The organism is Pararhodobacter zhoushanensis, assembly GCF_003990445.1.
Taxonomy (GTDB): Bacteria; Pseudomonadota; Alphaproteobacteria; order Rhodobacterales; family Rhodobacteraceae; genus Pararhodobacter; species Pararhodobacter zhoushanensis.
The window spans coordinates 554,820-572,424 of record NZ_REEZ01000002.1 but is presented as its reverse complement, the minus strand read 5'-3'; the positions used below and the strand labels follow the sequence as shown (position 1 = coordinate 572,424).

Sequence of the window (17,605 nt, the reverse complement as noted above, 5' to 3'; positions counted from 1 at the left end):
GCATCCATGCCAATCCAGACCTATATCACCGGCACCGGCCACAGCCGGTTCGGCAAACTGTCGGCCACGCTTGAAGAGCTGATCACCGACGTCACCCGCGAGGCGCTGGCGGATGCCGGGTTGCAGGGTTCGGATATCGACGCGGTGTATCTGGGCCATTTCAACAGCGGTCTGGTGCCGGACGGCTTTGCCTCGTCGCTGGCGATGCAGGCGGATGCCGGGCTGCGCTTTGCCCCGGCGACGCGGTGCGAAAACGCCTGCGCCTCGGGTGCGGCGGCGTTTCACGGCGCGCTCAACCTGATCCGGGCGGGCGGGGCGCGCAACGTGCTGGTGATCGGCGCGGAAAAGATGACCCACCGCACGACCGCCGATGTCACCCGCGCGCTGGCGGGGGCGGGTTACCAGAATGACCCGACCGAGGCAGGCTTGAGCTTTCCGCAAGCCTTCGCCTTGCTCGCACAGGGCTATGCCGGGCGCTACGGCGATCCGACCGAGACGCTGGCCCGCATCGCCGTCAAGAACCACGCCAATGCGCTCAACAACCCCTTGGCGCAGATGCACAAACCGCTGGATCTGGCCGTCGCGCTCACCGTCTCGGATCGCAACCCGCTGATCGCACCGCCGCTCAAGCTCAGCGATTGCTCGCTGATTACCGACGGGGCGGCGGCGGTGGTGCTCAGTTCTGCCGATGCGGCTGCCAGTGCCTCGCGCCGGGTGCACGTCGCAGCGGCCAGCCATGTGTCCGACCTGCTGCCGATGGCCGCGCGCGACGTTCTGGCCTTTGAAGGCCCGCGCCGGGCGATCGAGGCTGCGTATGCGCAAGCCGGGATCAGCGTGCAGGATCTGGACTTCGCCGAGGTCCACGATTGCTTCACCATCGCCGAACTGCTGATCTACGAGGCGATGGGGCTGGCCGCGCCGGGTCAGGGCGGCAGCGTGATCGCCGAGGGGACAGTGCTGGCTGATGGCGCGCTGCCGGTGAACCTGTCGGGCGGGCTCAAGGCCAAGGGGCACCCGGTGGGGGCCACGGGCGTATCGATGCTGGCGCTGGCCGCGCGGCAGTTGACGGGCGGGGCCGGGGCGATGCAGCTGGAAGCGCCGGAATGGGCGCTGGCCTTCAACATGGGCGGGGCGGCGGTGGCGAATTACGCGACCCTCCTGCACGCCGACCGGGCCTGAACGCAGGGAGAGCGACGATGAATCTGGCGCACTGGTTGTGGCAACAGGCGCAGGCCCATCCGGGCCGTCCGGCGCTCTATTCGGGCGACGCGCTGGTGTGCGATTACGCCGGGCTGGCGCAGCGGGTGCGCCTGCGCGCCGCAACTCTGGCGGCGCGGGGCGTCGCGCCCGGCGACCGGGTGGTGCTGTGGGCGGCGAATGATCCCGCGTATCTGGTGTCGCTCTATGCGCTGTGGTGGCTGGGCGCGGTCGCCGTGCCGGTCAACGCCAAGCTGCACCCGGTCGAGGCCCGCTGGATCGCCGACCATGCCGAGGCCGGGCTGGTGCTGACCGACCGGCGCGAAGACTGGCCGGCGGATTGGGCGGGCGGCATCCTTGGGCTGAACGCGGTGGATGATCCCTCAAACCCCGCGCCGCAACGCCCCGTGCGGGTCGCGCCGGACGCTTTGGCGTGGCTGTTCTACACCTCGGGGACCACCGGCAAGCCCAAGGGCGTGATGCTCAGCCATGCAACGCTGGTGCAGATGACCCTGTGTTTCGCCACCGATGTCGAACCGTTGAGCGCCGCTGACCGCATGCTCTATGCCGCGCCGATGTCGCACGGCGCGGGGCTGTATGCGCTGGCCGCCGTGCGGGCGGGTGCGGGACATGTCGTGCCCCAGTCCCGCGGGTTTGATGCGGGCGAAATCATGGATCTGGCCGCCAGCCACGGAAACTTGGTGCTGTTCGCGGCACCGACCATGGTCAAACGGCTGGTGCAGGCGGCCGAGCCGCGCGGCTATCGCGGCGCGGGGATCAAGAGCATCATCTACGGTGGCGGGCCGATGTACGCGGCGGATATCGACGCCGCGTTGCAGGCTTTTGGCCCGCGTTTCGCGCAGATCTACGGGCAGGGGGAATGCCCGATGACGATCACGGCGCTGCCCCGTGATCTGGTCGCTGACAGTGCCCACCCGGATGCGGCCCGGCGCCGGGCCTCGGTCGGCTACGCGCAAGCGGCGGTCGAGATCGCGATCATGGCCCCCGACGGGAAAGAACTTGGCCCCGGCGAAACCGGCGAGATCTGCGTGCGCGGACCGCTGGTCATGTCGGGCTACTGGCGCAACCCGCAGGCCACGGCGCAGGCGATTCGCGACGGCTGGCTGTGGACCGGCGATCTGGGGCATCTGGACGCGGGCGGGTTCCTGTTCCTGACGGATCGTTCCAAGGACGTGATCATCTCGGGCGGGACGAACATCTATCCGCGAGAGGTCGAGGATGTTCTGCTCGAACACCCCGACCTGCGCGAGGTTTCAGTGATCGGCGCCTTTGACGACGATTGGGGCGAGGTGGTGGTGGCCTGCGTGGTCGCTAAGGGCCCGCTGCAGGCGGCCGATCTGGACGCGTTCTGCACGGCCCGGATGGCGCGGTTCAAGCGGCCGAAGCGGTATCTGTTCCTGCCGGATCTGCCCAAGAACGCCTATGGCAAAGTCCTGAAGACAGAATTGCGCCAGATCGCGGGCGAGGCGGTTCCCGGCTAACCCTTGGGGTAGGCCGGTCGCGGCCTGCGGCACTATTTTGCGCAGAGCACGCAACCGAAAGCTGCGGCGGGCGTTGGTACAGGCGACATTTGCTCGCGCACCCCCCGGACTGGAGTTCAGATCATGATTGACGACACCCCGCAAAACGACACCGACGCCGAAGTCGAAGAGATCAGCCAGCAATTGGCATCCTTGCGTGAAGATCTGTCGGCGCTGACCAAGTCCATCACCGGGATCATCGGGCGTGGCGGCGACAGCATAGCCGAGGAGCTTGCAGCCGGGCTGAACGACGCAAGGCGGCAGGCCGAACACTCTGGCCGCTCGGTCGAGGCACGGCTGGAACGCTCGGTGCTTGCGCATCCGCTGCTGGCGGTGGGGCTGGCGGCTGCCGCTGGTGTGCTGCTTGGCGGATCGATGGCGCGGCGGTAAGGGGTTCGCCCGCTGCTTTCGCTGACCTGACGCTGATACAGACCCTTGATGACAGTGACCTACGGTGGTTTCATCGTGGGTCAATGTCACGACTTTCGTGCCTTCCTTGCGGTCCCTCTGCGCGATCAGGTCCTTTGATTGCAGGGCCAAGTCCTTTGATTGCAGGGCCGTGCCACCATTGCAGGGCCGTGCCACCCCGGCTGTCGTCACCTTGACCTGGATCAGTGACGGCAGACCTTGGGTCATGGCATCCAGACTCAGGCAACCCCGGGCTGCCGGGCGGACGAAAAGGAGCGGCGATGCTCAACGACCCTTACAAAGCGCTTGGCCTGAGCAAAACGGCCACGGCGGACGAAATCAAGAAAGCCTACCGCAAGCTGGTGCGCACCAGCCACCCAGACCTGCACCCGGATGACGCCGGGGCAGAGGCGCGCTTCAAGGCGATTTCGGCGGCCTATGATGTGCTCAAAGACCCTGAGACCCGCGCGCGCTATGATGCCGGTGAGATCGACGGGCTGGGTGCCGAGCAACCCAGACGGCAGTATTACCGCGACTTCGCCGGGGATGCCGAGAACCGCTATCAGCAGCGGCGCGGGGCCGGGCCCGAAGCCGACCCCGCCGACATCTTCGCCGAGATCCTGCGCAACCGCGCGCGGGGCGGGCAGGGGTTCGGCGGCGGCTTTGGCGATCAGGGGTTCTCAGCCGCTGGTCAGGACGCGCGCTATGCGTTGGAGGTGCCGTTTCTGGACGCCGTGCGCGGGGCGGAAACGCCGATTACCTTGCCTGATGGCAACGCCTTGTCCGTCAAGATCCCGGCGGGGACCGAGGACGGCCAGACCCTTCGCCTGCGCGGCAAGGGCATGCCCGGTTTCGGTGGCGGCCCTGCGGGCGACGCGCTGATCACCATCCGCGTGCAGCCCCATGCCGTGTTCCGCCGTGAGAGCGATGACATCCTGTTGACCCTGCCGATCACGCTGGACGAGGCGGTTCTGGGTGGCAAGGTCACCGCGCCCACCATCGCCGGGCCGGTCGGGCTGACCATCCCGCCCGGTGCCAGTTCGGGCCGTATCCTGCGCTTGCGGGGTCGGGGCGTGGCGCGGGCCGGGGGCAAGGCGGGCGACCAGAAGGTCGAGCTGAAGATCGTCGTCCCGTCCGAGCCTGACGCCAGCCTGCGCGACTTCCTGACCGAATGGCGCAAGACGCACAGCAGCGATCCCCGCGCAGATCTGATGAAAGGGGCCGGATTATGAGCGAGCGTTTTTTCGAAGACGACGTGGTGATGAGCGTCACGCGCCTGACCCGCACGCAGCTGGTGCAGTTCATCGACACCGAGCTGGTCAAACCCCAGCGCGATGGCGGGCGGTACGTGTTCCACCGCATCGACATCGCGCGGCTGGAGTTGCTGTGCGATCTGTCACAGGATCTCGATCTGGACGAGGCGGCGCTGGGCGTGGTGATCTCGCTGATCGATCAGCTGCACGCGGCGCGCGATGATCTGGCCAAGATCGCCGGCGCGCTGGATGCCCTGCCGCCCGATGTGCGCGCCAGCATCGACGGCGCGCTCAAGCAGCGGTAATCGCGCTCAGCAGTTCGGTTGCTTCCCAGCGCCGGGGCGTGACCGCCGCATCGCGCACCAGCGCGGTCAGGCAGGCGTTGACCGGGGCCTCGCGGCACAGCTGCGTGGCCAGCCGCCCCACCTCGCCGTTGATCGCGTCCAGTTCGGGCGCGCGACCCAGCGCCAGATCATCGGCCATGGACGAGCGCGCCAGCGGGTCGATCCTGAGCATGCTGCCCGCGATCGCGCGGAACATCGGATCGGGCAGGCGCAGCACAGAGGGTATCCACGCGGCGGGCAGCGGTGAGAGTTTCGCCAGTGGCTGCCCGGCCTGCGCGCACAGCATCAACAGTTCCGATTGCGCCAGCGCCAGACAGCGGCGGAAATCGCGCTGGGCCAGTTGGTCGCGCAGCGGGACACCCGACAGTGCGTTGATCGCGTTGTTGAGGTTCAGCATCAGCTTGGCCCATAACACCGGCCCCATATCGGCATGGGTTTTCAGTGGCAGACCGGCGCGGGCGAACAGGTCCAGCGGCAGACCGGGCGCGGCTGCGACATGCAGATCGCCCTGCGTGCCCTGATGGAACCGCCCCTCACCCTGCGCCGCGACGTTGAAGCCGACCATCCCCGCCAGCACCGGACGCTCCATCCCCCCGGCCAGCACCTCGGCATTGCGGATGCCGTTCTGAAAGCTGATCACCTGCGCGCCCGTCGCCAGATGGGGGCGCAGCGCCTCGGCGGCGGCCTCGCTCCCCGGCGATTTTACGCAGACCAGCACCAGATCCGCCCTTGCCGCACCCTCGGCCCCGTCGACAAACGGCACCGGATCACAGCGCACCGACCCGCCGTGATAGTCGCTCAACACCAGCCCCTGCGCCAGTTCGGCCGCGATCCGCGCGCGGCCGATCAGCACCACATCGCCCCCCGCCGCCGCCAGCCTGCCGCCGATATAGCAGCCGACCGCCCCCGCTCCGAATACCGCAATCCGCATGCAACAATCCCCTTTGCACGCACAGTATCAGGCCCCACTGGCAACGTCGCCCGTTTCCGCCTATATGCCCGCGCATGGATACGGCGACTCCCCCCAGCCTGACGTTTCGTAAAATGCACGGAGCGGGCAATGATTTCGTGGTGATCGACTCGCGCGGGCGCGAGCCGGTGACGACGTCTGCGCTGGCGCGTGCACTGGGCGACCGGCATCGCGGTGTGGGGTTCGATCAGCTGGCCGAGCTGCGCACCGGCGACGACGCCGATTTCATCCTCGATTTCTGGAACGCTGACGGCACGATGGCCGGGGCCTGCGGCAACGCGACCCGCTGCGTGGCGTGGCTGGTGATGGAAGAAACCGGGCGCGACGCGCTGACCATCCGCACCGCGCGCGGGCTGTTGCAGGCACAGCGCGTTGACGGTCAGGTCTGGGTCAACATGGGCTTGCCGATCTTCGACTGGCAGGCGATCCCGCTGAATGCCCCGCAAGATGCCCTGCATCTGCCGATGGCGGGCGATCCGGTTGGTGTCGGCATGGGCAACCCGCATTGCGTGTTTGTCGTGCCCGATGCCGAGGCCGTGGCGCTGGACACCGTTGGCCCGCAGGTCGAGCATGACGCGCTGTTCCCCGAACGCACCAATGTCGAATACATCAGCCTGCTCGGCCCCGACCGCCTGCGGATGCGGGTCTGGGAGCGCGGCACCGGCGTCACGCTGGCCTGCGGCTCGGGCGCTTGTGCGGCGGCGGTGGCGGCGGTCGAGCGGGGGCTGACGGCCCGCCGTGTGGTGCTGGAACTGGACGGCGGCATTCTGGAAGCCGACTGGCGCGAGGATGGCGTCTGGCTGACCGGCCCCGTCGCCGATGTCTTCACCGCGACCCTGACCCCCGCCTTTCTGGCCGCCGTATGAACGCGCCCGTCTTCACCACGCTCGGCTGCCGTCTCAATGCCTATGAGACCGAGGCGATGAAAGACCTCGCCCAACAGGCGGGCGTGGCGAATGCGCATGTGGTGAACACCTGCGCGGTGACGGCTGAGGCCGTGCGCAAGGCCCGGCAGGAAATCCGCAAGATCGCGCGTGAAAACCCCGGCGCCTCGATCATCGTCACCGGCTGCGCCGCGCAGACCGAGCCCGAGACCTTCGCCGCCATGCCCGAAGTGACGCGGGTGATCGGCAACCATGAGAAAATGCAGCCCGAAACCTGGGCGGGCCTTGCCCCCGATCTGATTGGCACGACCGAGCGCGTGCAGGTCGATGACATCCTGTCCGTGCAGGAAACGGCGGGCCATCTGATCGACGGTTTCGGCACCCGCGCGCGCGCTTATGTGCAGGTTCAGAACGGCTGCGATCACCGCTGCACGTTTTGCATCATCCCCTATGGGCGCGGCAATTCCCGCTCGGTTCCCGCGGGCGTTGTGGTCGAGCAGATCAAGCGGCTGGTGGGGGCGGGCTATAACGAGGTGGTGCTCACCGGGGTTGATCTGACCTCATGGGGGGCCGATCTGCCCGCGACGCCGAAACTGGGCGATTTGGTGCGCCGGATCCTGAAACTGGTCCCCGACCTGCCACGCCTGCGCATCTCGTCCATCGATTCAATCGAAGCCGACCCGGCCCTGATCGAGGCCATCGCCGCCGAGCCGCGCCTGATGCCGCATCTGCATCTTAGCCTGCAGGCGGGCGATGACATGATCCTCAAACGCATGAAGCGCCGTCATTTGCGCGATGACGCGATCCGGTTCTGCGAGGATATGCGCAAGGCCCGCCCCGATCTGATTTATGGTGCCGATATCATCGCCGGCTTCCCGACCGAGACCGATGAGATGTTCGCCAACACGCTGGACATGGTGCGTGCCTGCGGCCTGACATGGCTGCACGTCTTCCCCTACAGCCCGCGCAAGGGCACGCCTGCGGCGCGCATGCCGCAGGTGCTGAAAGCGGTGATCAAGGACCGGGCGGCGCAGCTGCGCGCCCTTGGCGATCAGCTGGCGCAAGCTCATCTCGCGCAGCAAGTGGGCCGCGATCACCGCGTGCTGATGGAAAGCCCGCGCATGGGTCGGACCGAGCAATTCACCGAAACCGTCTTCGACACCGACCAGCCCGTCGGGTCCATCGTGCCCGCGCGGATCGTCGGGCACGACGGGGCGCAGCTGCGCGCCGGTTAAGCGGTTACGCGCGGTCCCACGGGATCGTGTATTCGCCCATCAGATGCGCCAGCTTGGCGGCGTCCACCGACTCCGCCGCTTTGATCTTCGCCACCAGCCCGCGTTTCTTGTCCTCGACGACCTCAACGACCTCGGCCTCAAGCCCGGCGGTCTTGAAGGCGCCGTTGAACACCCGGGTGATCGCCATGCGCCGCAGATCGGGCTTGAACACCTTGCCCACGGCGGTCTTCGGCAACTCGTCCATCACCTCGACATGCTTGGGCACCGCAGCACGCTCAGGGATCCGCTCAGCTGCGTGCTGCGCCAACTCCTTGGGCGTCACGGTCTTGCCGCCGACCAGCTCGACATAGACGCAGGGCAGCTCTCCGGCCACCGCGTCCGGCTGACCGATCGCGCCGGCAAAGGCCACGGCGGGGTGGCTGAGCATGGCTTCCTCGATCATTGCCGGGTCGATGTTGTGCCCGCCCCGGATGATCAGATCCTTGGCCCGCCCGGTGATCCACAGATACCCATCGGCGTCCAGCCGCCCCAGATCGCCGGTGCGCAGCCAGTTGCCATCGGCGTAAAGGCCCTTGTTCTTGTCGGTCTCGGTATAGGTCGAGCCGGGGATCACGCCGGGGTTCGAAATGCAGATCTCGCCGACCTCATCCACCGCGCATTCCTTGGACACGCCGCCATCGGCCCCGTGATGCAGGATGCGCACATTGGTATAGGGGAAGGGGATGCCGACCGAGCCGACCTTCTTGTCGCCCTTGGGCGGGTTGGCCGACACAAGACAGGTCGCTTCGGTCAGGCCATAGCCCTCAAGGATCGACACGCCGGTCGCCTGCTCGAAGCGCTTGTACAGCTCCACCGGCAACGCCGCCGAGCCCGAAAACCCGCCCTGCAGTGACGAAATATCGGCATTCACCGGGCGCTGCATCAGCGCCGACACGGCCGTTGGGACGGTGAAGATGAAGGTGACTTTCCAGCGCTCGACCAGCTTCCAGAAATTGTCGAACACCCCGTCGCCGCGATAGCCCGCAGGGGTGGGGAACACCACATGCGCGCCCGAGGTGATGGCGCTCATCATCACCGGATAGGCTGCAAAGACGTGGAACATCGGCAACGGGCACAGGATGATGTCCTGCTCGGTGAACAGCAGCTCGCCCCCGACCCAGCCGTTATAGATCAGCCCCGAGAACTTGTGTTGCGCCACCTTGGGCGTGCCGGTGGTGCCGCCGGTGTGGAAGTAGCAACACACCCGGTCGCCGCCCTTTTGCTCAAAGCTCAGCGCGGCGGGCTGGCGATCCAGCGACGGGCCGAAACGGTGAATGCGGGCCGAGTGGCGCACCGGGTTCTTGGGCCGGATCAGCGGCACCAGCAGCTTCTTGACGCCGGTCAGATAGCGGTTGAGGTCGATCTCGACCACATGCTTGACGTCGGGCGCATGCGCCACGGCCTCGGCCACCTTCTGCGCGATGTCCACCTTGGGAAAGGCGCGCAGGGTGACGACGACCTTGGCCTTGGTCTCGCGCAGGATACCGGCGATCTTTTCGGGTTCCAGCAGCGGGTTGATCGGGTTGACGATCCCCGCTGTCATCGCGCCAAACAGCGTGATGACGGATTCGTTGATCGACGGCAGGATATAGGCAACCGTGTCCCCTTCGCCCACACCAAGGCTGCGAAAGAAGTTCGCGGCCTGCGTTACGCGGGTGTGGAACTCGTTCCAGCTGAGCGTCTCGGCCTTCGCCCCGTCGTCGGAAAACATCTGAAACGACAGCGCATCGCGGCTGCCGAAAGACTGGCGGGTCTGGCTGAGCAGATCGTAGACGGTGACCGGCAAATCCCGCTCGACCCACGGCATTTCGGCTTCAATAGCCTTGGTGTCGGCAACACTGGCAAAGGGGCGCGTCATGGTTTCCTCCCTGGCGCGAGTTCTTGGGTACTCCCTGAGAAGATGGGCATTTTTGCACGCCGATGCAATCGCGACGCAGCCCTGCCGTCGCGTCCCGCCTCTTTGCTCTGAAAATATCCCCGGGGGTGAAGACGGCCCCGACGCAGGAGGGGCCGGCGAGGGGGCAGGAAGCCCCCTGCCTGGCGGCGCGGGGCCGCAAGGCCGCGCGCCGCCGTGGGTCGCGTGAGGGCTAAAGCCCGCAGGGCTTTCGGCCGAGGGCGAAACCCCTCACCCGTCGCGGCCCTTACCCGTCGATCGTGGCGAAATCTGCCGCGCCATCGGTGAACTGCAAGCGTGCCAGCCGGGCATAAAGCCCACCCTGCGCGACCAGCTCGGCATGGGTGCCCTCGGCCTCGATCTTGCCGTTCTGGAACACCACGATCCGGTCTGCCTTGCGCACCGTGGCCAGCCGGTGCGCGACCACGATGGTCGTGCGCCCCTGCGACAGCCGCTCGACCGCGCTCTGCACCAGCCGCTCGCTTTCGGCGTCCAGCGCCGAGGTTGCCTCGTCCAGCAACAGCACCGGCGCGTCGCGCAGGATGGCGCGGGCGATGGCGATGCGTTGCTTCTGCCCGCCCGACAGCATCACCCCGCGTTCGCCCAGCTGGGTGTCATACCCCTCGGGCAGGGCGGCGATGAAGTCATGCGCGGCGGCGGCTTTCGCGGCCTCGTCAATCTCGGCATCCGTGGCGCTCAGGCGGCCAAAGCGGATGTTCTCGCGCGCCGAGGTGGCAAAGATCACCGGATCCTGGGGCACCAGCGCCATCGCGCCGCGCAGATCGGCGCGGGTCAGGTCGCGCAGGTCGATGCCGTCCAGCGTGATCGCGCCCTCTTGCGGATCATAAAAGCGCATCATCATCTGGATGATCGTCGATTTCCCGGCACCCGAGGGTCCGACCAGCGCCACCGTTTCACCCGGCTTGACCGACAGCGAGATCCCGTCCAGCGCCGATTGCTTGGGGCGCGAGGGGTAGTTGAAGCGCACGTTCTCGAACGCCACAGCCCCGCGCACCGGCGACGGCAGCGCGACCGGCGCCTCGGGGTCCAGCACCGTATCGACGACGCCCAGCAATTCGACCAGCCGCTCGGTCGCCCCCGCCGCGCGTTGCATCTCGCCCCAGATCTCCGAAAGTGCGCCCACCGCGCCAGCGACCAGCACCGAATAGATCACGAACTGCACCAGCTCGCCGATCGACATCGTGCCCGCCCGCACGTCCAGCGCGCCGATCCACAGCACGCCGACGATGCCCGAAAACACCAGCATGATGATCAGGAAGGTCATGATCGCGCGGGTCATCGTCCGCGTCATCGCGACGTCAAAGCTCTTCTCGGTGACCGTGTCGAACCCTTGGATCGAGCGCGGCTCATGCGTGAAGGCCTGCACCGTCTGCGCTGCCCCCAGCGCCTCGGACGCGGTGCCCGACGACGCGGCGATCCAGTCCTGGTTTTGCCGCGACAGTGTGCGCATGCGGCGGCCCAGCACGATGATCGGCACCACCACCGCAGGCACCAGCAGCAGCACCAGCCCGGTCAGCTTGGCCGATGTCAGCCCCAGCAGGGCCAGACCGCCGACCAGCATCAGCAGGTTGCGCAGGGCGATGGACATGGACGAGCCGACAATCGACTGGATCAGCGTCGTGTCGGTGGTGATGCGCGACAGCACCTCGCCCGACATGATCTTTTCAAAAAACGCCGGTGACATGCCGATCACACGGGCAAAAAGCGCCTTGCGCAGATCGGCCACCACGCGCTCGCCCAGCCGCGTGACCATATAGTAACGCGCCGCACTGCCGGTCGCGAGCAGCGCCGCCAGCCCCAAGGCCGCGACGAAATACTCATTCAGCAGCACCAGATCGCCGCCGCTGAACCCGTCGACCACCCGGCGCACCGCCAGCGGCAACGCCAGCGAAATCCCGGCGGTGATCACCAGCGCCAGAAACGCGCTGATCAACAAGACACGGTAGGGTCTGAGATAGGGCCACAGCCCGGACAGCGCCCCGATCCGGCGCGACACCGCACGGGTCTCGGTCTGCGAAACGTCGGTCATGGGGTGCCTTTCCTGAAGCTGTGCGCCTTCGCATGTAGGCAACGCAGGCCCATTGAGCAAGCGACAGCCTGACGCGGGGTGCCAATGTGTGTCCCAACGGTTGGGGCCAGGCAGCCGGTCACGCGCCCGAGAGTGCCGGCAAGAGCCGGAGGCCCGGACGGTCTGCGCGCCTTTCCGCGCGATCACGCGGTGCTGCCACATTGGTGATCGCCGCACACTTGTCGGTTGATCGGCGCAAAGGCATTCTGCGGCTTTCCCCACCCGGAGTTCTAGTCATGACATTTCCCCTGATCCGTCTGCGCCGCGCGATGATTTTGTCGCTCAGCGGGCTGGCGCTGGCACTGCCGCTGGCCGCCGAGACCGCCATCCATGCCGTCACCCTGTCCACCGCTGGCCTCGCCATGATCGAAGCGGAAGGCCAGCTGGGCACCGAGCCGATCCGCCTGTCGGTCGCCCGCGACGACATCGACGATTTCCTCAAAAGCCTGTGGGTGCTGGACCCCGAAGGCGCGGTGCCCTTTGTCACCATGACCGGCCCCGGCTCGTTCGAGGATGCCTTTGCACATTTCCCCTTTGGCCCGCAGGACGTGACCGACCCGGCCCGCCTGATGTCCACCATGGTCGGCGCGGCGCTGGTGGTCGAGCGCCGTGGCGAGACGTGGAACGGGCTGAACATGGGCGTCACGCAGCGCCCGTGTGAGAATGGGCCGTGCAACGTGCTGAACCTGCAGGCAGACGACGGCGTGATGCACAGCTTCGTCATGGATGACGCGCTGGGTGTCCGCTTTGCCGATGCCGCCGATCAGGCCACGCTGACCGACGCCCTGCGCGCCTGGCGCGGTGCCGCCAACCCGCGCCGCGTCGAGATGGTGCTGGACAGCGACAACGCGACGCCGCGCGATGTCGATCTGGTTTATCTGCAGAACGCGCCGCTCTGGCGCACCGCCTGGCGCGCGGTCGACACGCCCGACGGCATCCGCCTGATCGGCTGGGCCGTGGTCGAGAACACCACGGGCATCGACTGGGATGACATTGAGCTGACGCTGGCCACCGGCTCGGTCCGCGCGATCTCGGCCCGCCTGTACGAGCGCCGCTATGCCGAGCGCGAAGAGGCGGCGATGGGTGGCCGCAGCGCGCCGGTGCCGCAGGCGGGGCTGTTTCGTGGCGCGATGGGCGCGATGGCTGAAAGCGTCCCGGCCCCCGCGCCGATGGTGATGGCCGACAGTGTGGCCTCGATCGGGATTACCGCCGATGATGGTGACAGCTTCAGCCGTTTCACGCTGGATACGCCGGTAACGCTGGCCGCTGGCCAGATGATGAGCGTGCCGTTCCTGTCCGAATTGCTCACCGATGCCCGCCTGACGCTCTATCGCGGCGGCTCGGGCACGCTGCACCCGGTGATCGCGCTGTCGCTGGAAAACCCGCTGCCCCTGCGCCTGCCTGCCGGTGTGCTGACCCTCTATGAGGACGGTCGCGGCCATGCCGGCGATGCGATGATCCCCGAAATGGCCCCCGGCGCGACCGAAGTTGTCGATTTCGCCCGCGACACGGCGGTCGAAATCCGCGAGGACCGCTCGAACACCGAAACCGTGCGCGAGATGCGTCTGGCCAACGGGCTGCTCTACGTGACCGAGGATCTGGAGCGCCGCGTCACCTACCGGATCGAGGGCGCGCCGCAGGCTGACCGCGAGATCACCATCGACCACCCGCGCAGCCCTGACTGGACCGTTTCCAGCACCACCGGGGCCGAGGAACGCCCCGACGCGTGGCGCTGGGTTGTGCCGGTCGCCGCCGGGGAAAGCGCCAGCCTTGTGGTCACCGAGCGCCAGCCGCGCATCCGCCGTGTCGGGTTGATGGACATTGATCTGGGCACGCTGGCCTATTGGCAGGGCCGCACGCTGGACCCGGCCGTGCGCGAAACGCTGGAACAGCTGGCCGACCTTCGCCGCCAGATCAGCGACACCGAGGTCGAGCAGCGCCGGCTGGCCAACGACACCCAGACGCTGGAGCGCGAGCAGTCGCGGCTGGTCAACCTGATCGTGCAACTGGGCGATGACAGTCAGGCCAACCGCGAGCGCCGTGCCCGCGTCGATGCCATCGACGGCCAGATCGCCGATGCGCAGGCAGCGTCCGAGGCGGCAGCGCAACGGATCACCGACTTGCGGGCCGAAATCGCCACGCTGATCGGCGGCTGAGACACCAAAGCGGCCACCCGGGGTTCGGGTGGCCGCTCTCTGTATCGATCAGGCGTCAGCCGAACTGATAGCTCGACGCGGTGACGCCGCCCATCAGGCCGACGTCATGGTAGATCCGCGTCGCGGCCTCCCCCTCAGCCGCGCCGAGTGCCGCGAAGATCGGGATGAAGTGATCCTCATCCTTGTGGCAGACGCGGGCATAGGGCGCGCTTTCCCAGTCGAGCAGGCTTTGCGTGCGGGCCTCGGGCGCTTCTTGCAGGGTCTCGCCCAGCCAGGCATCGAACGCTTCGGACGGCACCTTCGCCCCCGGCCCGAAAAGCCGCAGGTTGTGATAGCTCAGCCCCGAGCCGACGATCATCACCCCCTCATCGCGCAAGGGCGCCAAGGCGCGGCCCATCGCGAGGTGTTCGGCGGGCGAGTAGTTCTTGTTCAGCGAGATCTGGTAGACCGGCACATTCGCCTCGGGGAACATGATGTAGAGCGGCGCGAAGGTGCCGTGATCATAGCCCTGCGTGGTGTCCAGATGGGTCGGCAGACCGGCGGCTGCCAGCAGATCGCGGGTCCGCGCGGCCAGATCGGGCGCGCCGGGGGCGGGGTAGGTGATCTCGTAGGTTTCCTTGGGGAAGCCGTAGTAATCATAGACCATCGGCGGGTTCGGGTTGGCCATCACGGCGAAATCGTCGCCCTCCCAGTGGCCCGAGATCGACAGGACCGCCTTGGGGAGTTCCGGCAGATCGGCGACCATCTTCTTGAGCGAGGCCTCCAGATTGACGAACTGCGCGCGCATCTGCGGGATCCACGGCCAAGGTCCGCCGCCGTGCGAGATGAAATAGGTGGGAAGACGGGTCATGTCGGGGCCTCCTTGAGGGAACTGACCCTTGATATGGCGGACCGGGGCCCCGCTGAGAAGCCACATCGGCGCACAGGGAGTGTGCGGTTGGGGACTGTCCCACGATGGGACATTTGGGTGGGGTGAGGGATTACAGGGGGTTAGGGGGAGGGGTTAGGGTTTTGGTAAGGGGATTTCCCGGACTTGATTAGAGACGAAGTGTTTCGCAAAAAGGACGACCCCGCAAACCAGTAGATTTCGTCACTTGCTATCGGCAGTTATACTTCTGAAACCAATCGCTTCCGCGATCAAGGGCCTTTGAGCTGCACATTTTTCACGTGAAGCCCATTAGAAGCTTGCGCTACGGAAGAAGCCTCGTACAGTCGAAAGTATAGTTAACAGAGGTGATTTATGCTTGCCGCACACCTTTCTCGCCTCGCAAAAGAATATGCCTATGAACGCGCAAAGCCTTTCAACGGCTCGAATTTTGGTGAATTTGTTAGGCGTGATATCGCGGTAGAGGCAAAGAAAACTCTGACGCTTTGGCCTTTCGACCTAAAGGTAAAAGCCAGCGTGGGACAAGGGCTATGGGCATCCGTGCCGTGGCTTGCATTTTTCGACCCCCTGGTCACTGAAACTGCAACGAAGGGTTTCTACGTCGTCTACTTGATCAATCCAGACGCGCAAACCATTACATTGTCGATGAACCAGGGGACTACTGCAATTTACAATGACTTCGGGCAATCTAGGGGTCGAGATGTTCTCAAAAGAAGGGCTCGCGATATGGCAGATCGCGTTCCAGATTTCGCAAAGAATTTTTCTGAAGAATCGATTGATCTTGGTTCGGAGGCCGGGCTCCCAGCCGGGTACGAGGCCGGGCACTCCTTTGGCAAAGTTTACAAATATGGTGAACTTACCGATGAAACGCTAGCTGCGGACTTGTATCAGATGCTGCTTGCATATGAAGCGCTTGTAAATCGTGGCGGCACAACACCTAGTGAAGTGATGCAAGAAGAGGCGAGTGGGAAAGACATCGAGGAGACTCGCCGTTACATTCTCTCGCGTCGTATTGAACGCTCGCCAAAGGTTCGGAAAGATGTCCTCAAAGCGAAGCTGCCGATTTGTGAGAGTTGCGGCCTCGATCCTAAGCGCGACTATGGTTTCAATGGTCCTTCCCATGAGGCGCCGCTAGACGTACATCACGCCGCCCCATTGTACGGATTGGCAGAGGGCGAAACACGCCGTTACAAAATCCCTGATGATTTCATGGTTCTGTGCCCCACTTGCCATCGCATGATTCACAAGCTTGGCGATCCATCTAATCTAACGAAGCTGAAGCAGACCTTGCGTTTCAAAATTGCACGCGAACTGACGTACTTCATTCCTTGAAGGTTGACCGCCTGCGCACGATCAACATAGCTGAAACTCTTCATCAAAGAACTTCGCAGCGATCTATTGTATGCGAAGCACCCGCTGTCGGAATGAAGCTACGGGCGGCGTGAATTGTCCCCGCCGCCCCAAAGAGTTAAACCGACGCCAGATCCGCCCCGATCCGCAGGTTCCTGAGCTTTTTCCACGTCACCTCGGGGTCGATCTTGCCATAGCCTGCAAAGGTGCCGAAGCCGCAGTCGGTGCTGGCGATGACGCGGTCCTGACCGACGATGTCGATAAAGCGTTGCAGGCGTTGGGCGATCAGGCGGGGGTGTTCGACGTAGTTGGAGCAGGTGTCGATCACGCCCGGCGCGAGGATCTTGTCGGCGGGAATGTCGGCGTCGCGCCAGACGGTCCATTCGTGCTCGTGGCAGGGGTTGGCGCTCTCGAACAGCACGGTGTTCGGGCGGGCCGAGAGGACCACGTCGATCACTGCCTCAAGCGGGATGTCGTGGTCATGCGGCCCCTCGTAGTTGCCCCAGCACAGGTGCATGCGCATGCGGTCGGCGGGCAGGCCCTCGGTCGCGGCGTTCAGGGCTTCGACATTGGCGGCGGCGATCTTGACGAACTCGTCCTGCGACAGGTCCTGATAGCCGGTATGGGCGGACATGGCGAGGTCGGGGCAGTCGAACTGGATGTCCAGCCCGGCGTCGAGGATGGCCTCATATTCGGGCCGCATCGCGGTGACGAGGGCGTCGAGATAGGCCTCATGGCTGGGGTAGTAGCGGTTCACCTGAAAGGCGGTGATCAGGCCCGGCGAGGCCGCGTTCATGAAGGCGCGGGTGCCCGAGCCGTCAGCGGCCAGCGCGGTCTTGAAGCGGCGGATGTCGTCGAGGGCGGGTTGCAGGTTGACCAGCTTGACCTCACCGATGCACGAAGCACGGGTGAATTCCTGACTGCCCATGATGGCGCTGAGCTTCTTGGCGAGCGCGGGGTGGGCGGCCATGTCCTTGGCCGGTTTGCGGTCGATATGGCCGCCAAAACCGCTCAGGCGTTCCTGCATGTAGGTGGAATAGCCGACCTTGCCCAGCTCACCATCCGATATGATCGAGACCCCGGCGTCGCGCTGGTGTTTGATCGCGTCGGCGATGGCGGCTTCAACAGCGGCTTCAAAGGCGGCGGGATCGTAGGCGTCGCCCTTGTCCTTGGCGATCAGCAGGGCCGAGAGGGCATCGCCGCGGGGCAGGCTGCCGACATGGGTGGTTTCGATGGTCATGAGGGGGTTCCGGTTGGGTCAAGGGGATGCGTTGGGCGCATTTGATCACCGGGGGGGCGGAAAAACAACTGGGGATTGGTCAGCGCGGGGCGTGTCCCCTGATGGGACACAGGGCCGGG

General features: G+C 65.8%; 14 protein-coding genes. 9 read left to right on the top strand and 5 right to left on the bottom strand.

Annotation, left to right across the window (positions count from 1 at the left end; all coding sequences use genetic code 11):
- Window positions 1-6: 6 nt before the first annotated feature.
- The 5 genes from EAE28_RS07505 (at window position 7) to EAE28_RS07485 (ending at window position 4,704) form a co-directional block, all read left to right on the top strand.
- A complete protein-coding gene (locus EAE28_RS07505; protein ID WP_127105205.1) occupies window positions 7-1,179 on the top strand; it encodes a thiolase domain-containing protein in 1,173 nt (390 codons plus the stop codon).
- 17 nt (window positions 1,180-1,196) lie between these two features.
- Window positions 1,197-2,699: a class I adenylate-forming enzyme family protein gene (locus EAE28_RS07500; protein WP_127105204.1), complete on the top strand. Its 1,503-nt coding sequence runs from the start codon at window positions 1,197-1,199 to the stop codon at window positions 2,697-2,699.
- A gap of 123 nt (window positions 2,700-2,822) precedes the next feature.
- Window positions 2,823-3,128 carry a hypothetical protein gene (locus EAE28_RS07495; RefSeq protein WP_127105203.1) on the top strand — a complete coding sequence of 102 codons (306 nt, stop codon included), beginning with the start codon at window positions 2,823-2,825 and terminating at the stop codon, window positions 3,126-3,128.
- A gap of 299 nt (window positions 3,129-3,427) precedes the next feature.
- Window positions 3,428-4,378: a DnaJ C-terminal domain-containing protein gene (locus EAE28_RS07490; RefSeq protein ID WP_127105202.1), complete on the top strand. Its 951-nt coding sequence runs from the start codon at window positions 3,428-3,430 to the stop codon at window positions 4,376-4,378.
- Window positions 4,375-4,704: a chaperone modulator CbpM gene (locus EAE28_RS07485; RefSeq protein ID WP_127105201.1), complete on the top strand. Its 330-nt coding sequence runs from the start codon at window positions 4,375-4,377 to the stop codon at window positions 4,702-4,704. The genes EAE28_RS07490 and EAE28_RS07485 overlap by 4 nt, the downstream gene beginning before the upstream one ends.
- On the opposite strand, the gene EAE28_RS07480 is transcribed toward EAE28_RS07485, so the two are convergent.
- Window positions 4,691-5,674, bottom strand: coding sequence for a 2-dehydropantoate 2-reductase (locus EAE28_RS07480; protein WP_127105200.1), 984 nt, complete (start codon window positions 5,672-5,674; stop codon window positions 4,691-4,693). The genes EAE28_RS07485 and EAE28_RS07480 overlap by 14 nt on opposite strands.
- Window positions 5,675-5,748: 74 nt before the next feature.
- Here EAE28_RS07480 and dapF point away from each other — a divergent pair, with 74 nt between their 5' ends.
- Both dapF and mtaB read left to right on the top strand, forming a co-directional pair.
- On the top strand, window positions 5,749-6,579 hold the full coding sequence (gene dapF / locus EAE28_RS07475) for a diaminopimelate epimerase (RefSeq protein ID WP_127105199.1): 831 nt from the start codon (window positions 5,749-5,751) through the stop codon (window positions 6,577-6,579).
- The gene (gene mtaB / locus EAE28_RS07470; protein WP_127105198.1) at window positions 6,576-7,832 is read left to right on the top strand and encodes a tRNA (N(6)-L-threonylcarbamoyladenosine(37)-C(2))-methylthiotransferase MtaB; all 1,257 of its coding nucleotides are present in this window, start codon (window positions 6,576-6,578) and stop codon (window positions 7,830-7,832) included. Before dapF ends, mtaB begins: the two co-directional genes overlap by 4 nt.
- A 4-nt stretch (window positions 7,833-7,836) precedes the next feature.
- Here the strand turns inward: mtaB and EAE28_RS07465 are convergent, their stop codons facing one another.
- Together EAE28_RS07465 and EAE28_RS07460 are read right to left on the bottom strand one after the other, a co-directional pair.
- Window positions 7,837-9,729: an acyl-CoA synthetase gene (locus EAE28_RS07465; RefSeq protein WP_127105197.1), complete on the bottom strand. Its 1,893-nt coding sequence runs from the start codon at window positions 9,727-9,729 to the stop codon at window positions 7,837-7,839.
- A 283-nt stretch (window positions 9,730-10,012) separates the two neighbouring features.
- Window positions 10,013-11,815 carry an ABC transporter transmembrane domain-containing protein gene (locus tag EAE28_RS07460; RefSeq protein WP_127105196.1) on the bottom strand — a complete coding sequence of 601 codons (1,803 nt, stop codon included), beginning with the start codon at window positions 11,813-11,815 and terminating at the stop codon, window positions 10,013-10,015.
- Between the two features lie 275 nt (window positions 11,816-12,090).
- On the opposite strand from EAE28_RS07460, the gene EAE28_RS07455 reads away from it, so the two are divergent.
- Window positions 12,091-14,010 carry a hypothetical protein gene (locus EAE28_RS07455; RefSeq protein WP_127105195.1) on the top strand — a complete coding sequence of 640 codons (1,920 nt, stop codon included), beginning with the start codon at window positions 12,091-12,093 and terminating at the stop codon, window positions 14,008-14,010.
- Between the two features lie 55 nt (window positions 14,011-14,065).
- Here EAE28_RS07455 and EAE28_RS07450 read toward each other — a convergent pair whose 3' ends face one another.
- The gene (locus tag EAE28_RS07450) at window positions 14,066-14,860 is read right to left on the bottom strand and encodes a DODA-type extradiol aromatic ring-opening family dioxygenase (RefSeq protein ID WP_127105194.1); all 795 of its coding nucleotides are present in this window, start codon (window positions 14,858-14,860) and stop codon (window positions 14,066-14,068) included.
- A gap of 390 nt (window positions 14,861-15,250) precedes the next feature.
- On the opposite strand from EAE28_RS07450, the gene EAE28_RS07445 reads away from it, so the two are divergent.
- Window positions 15,251-16,228 carry an MrcB family domain-containing protein gene (locus EAE28_RS07445; protein WP_127105193.1) on the top strand — a complete coding sequence of 326 codons (978 nt, stop codon included), beginning with the start codon at window positions 15,251-15,253 and terminating at the stop codon, window positions 16,226-16,228.
- A gap of 136 nt (window positions 16,229-16,364) precedes the next feature.
- Here the strand turns inward: EAE28_RS07445 and EAE28_RS07440 are convergent, their stop codons facing one another.
- Window positions 16,365-17,486, bottom strand: a complete 1,122-nt coding sequence (locus tag EAE28_RS07440) for a cobalamin-independent methionine synthase II family protein (RefSeq protein WP_127105192.1) — start codon at window positions 17,484-17,486, stop codon at window positions 16,365-16,367.
- Window positions 17,487-17,605 lie beyond the last annotated feature (119 nt).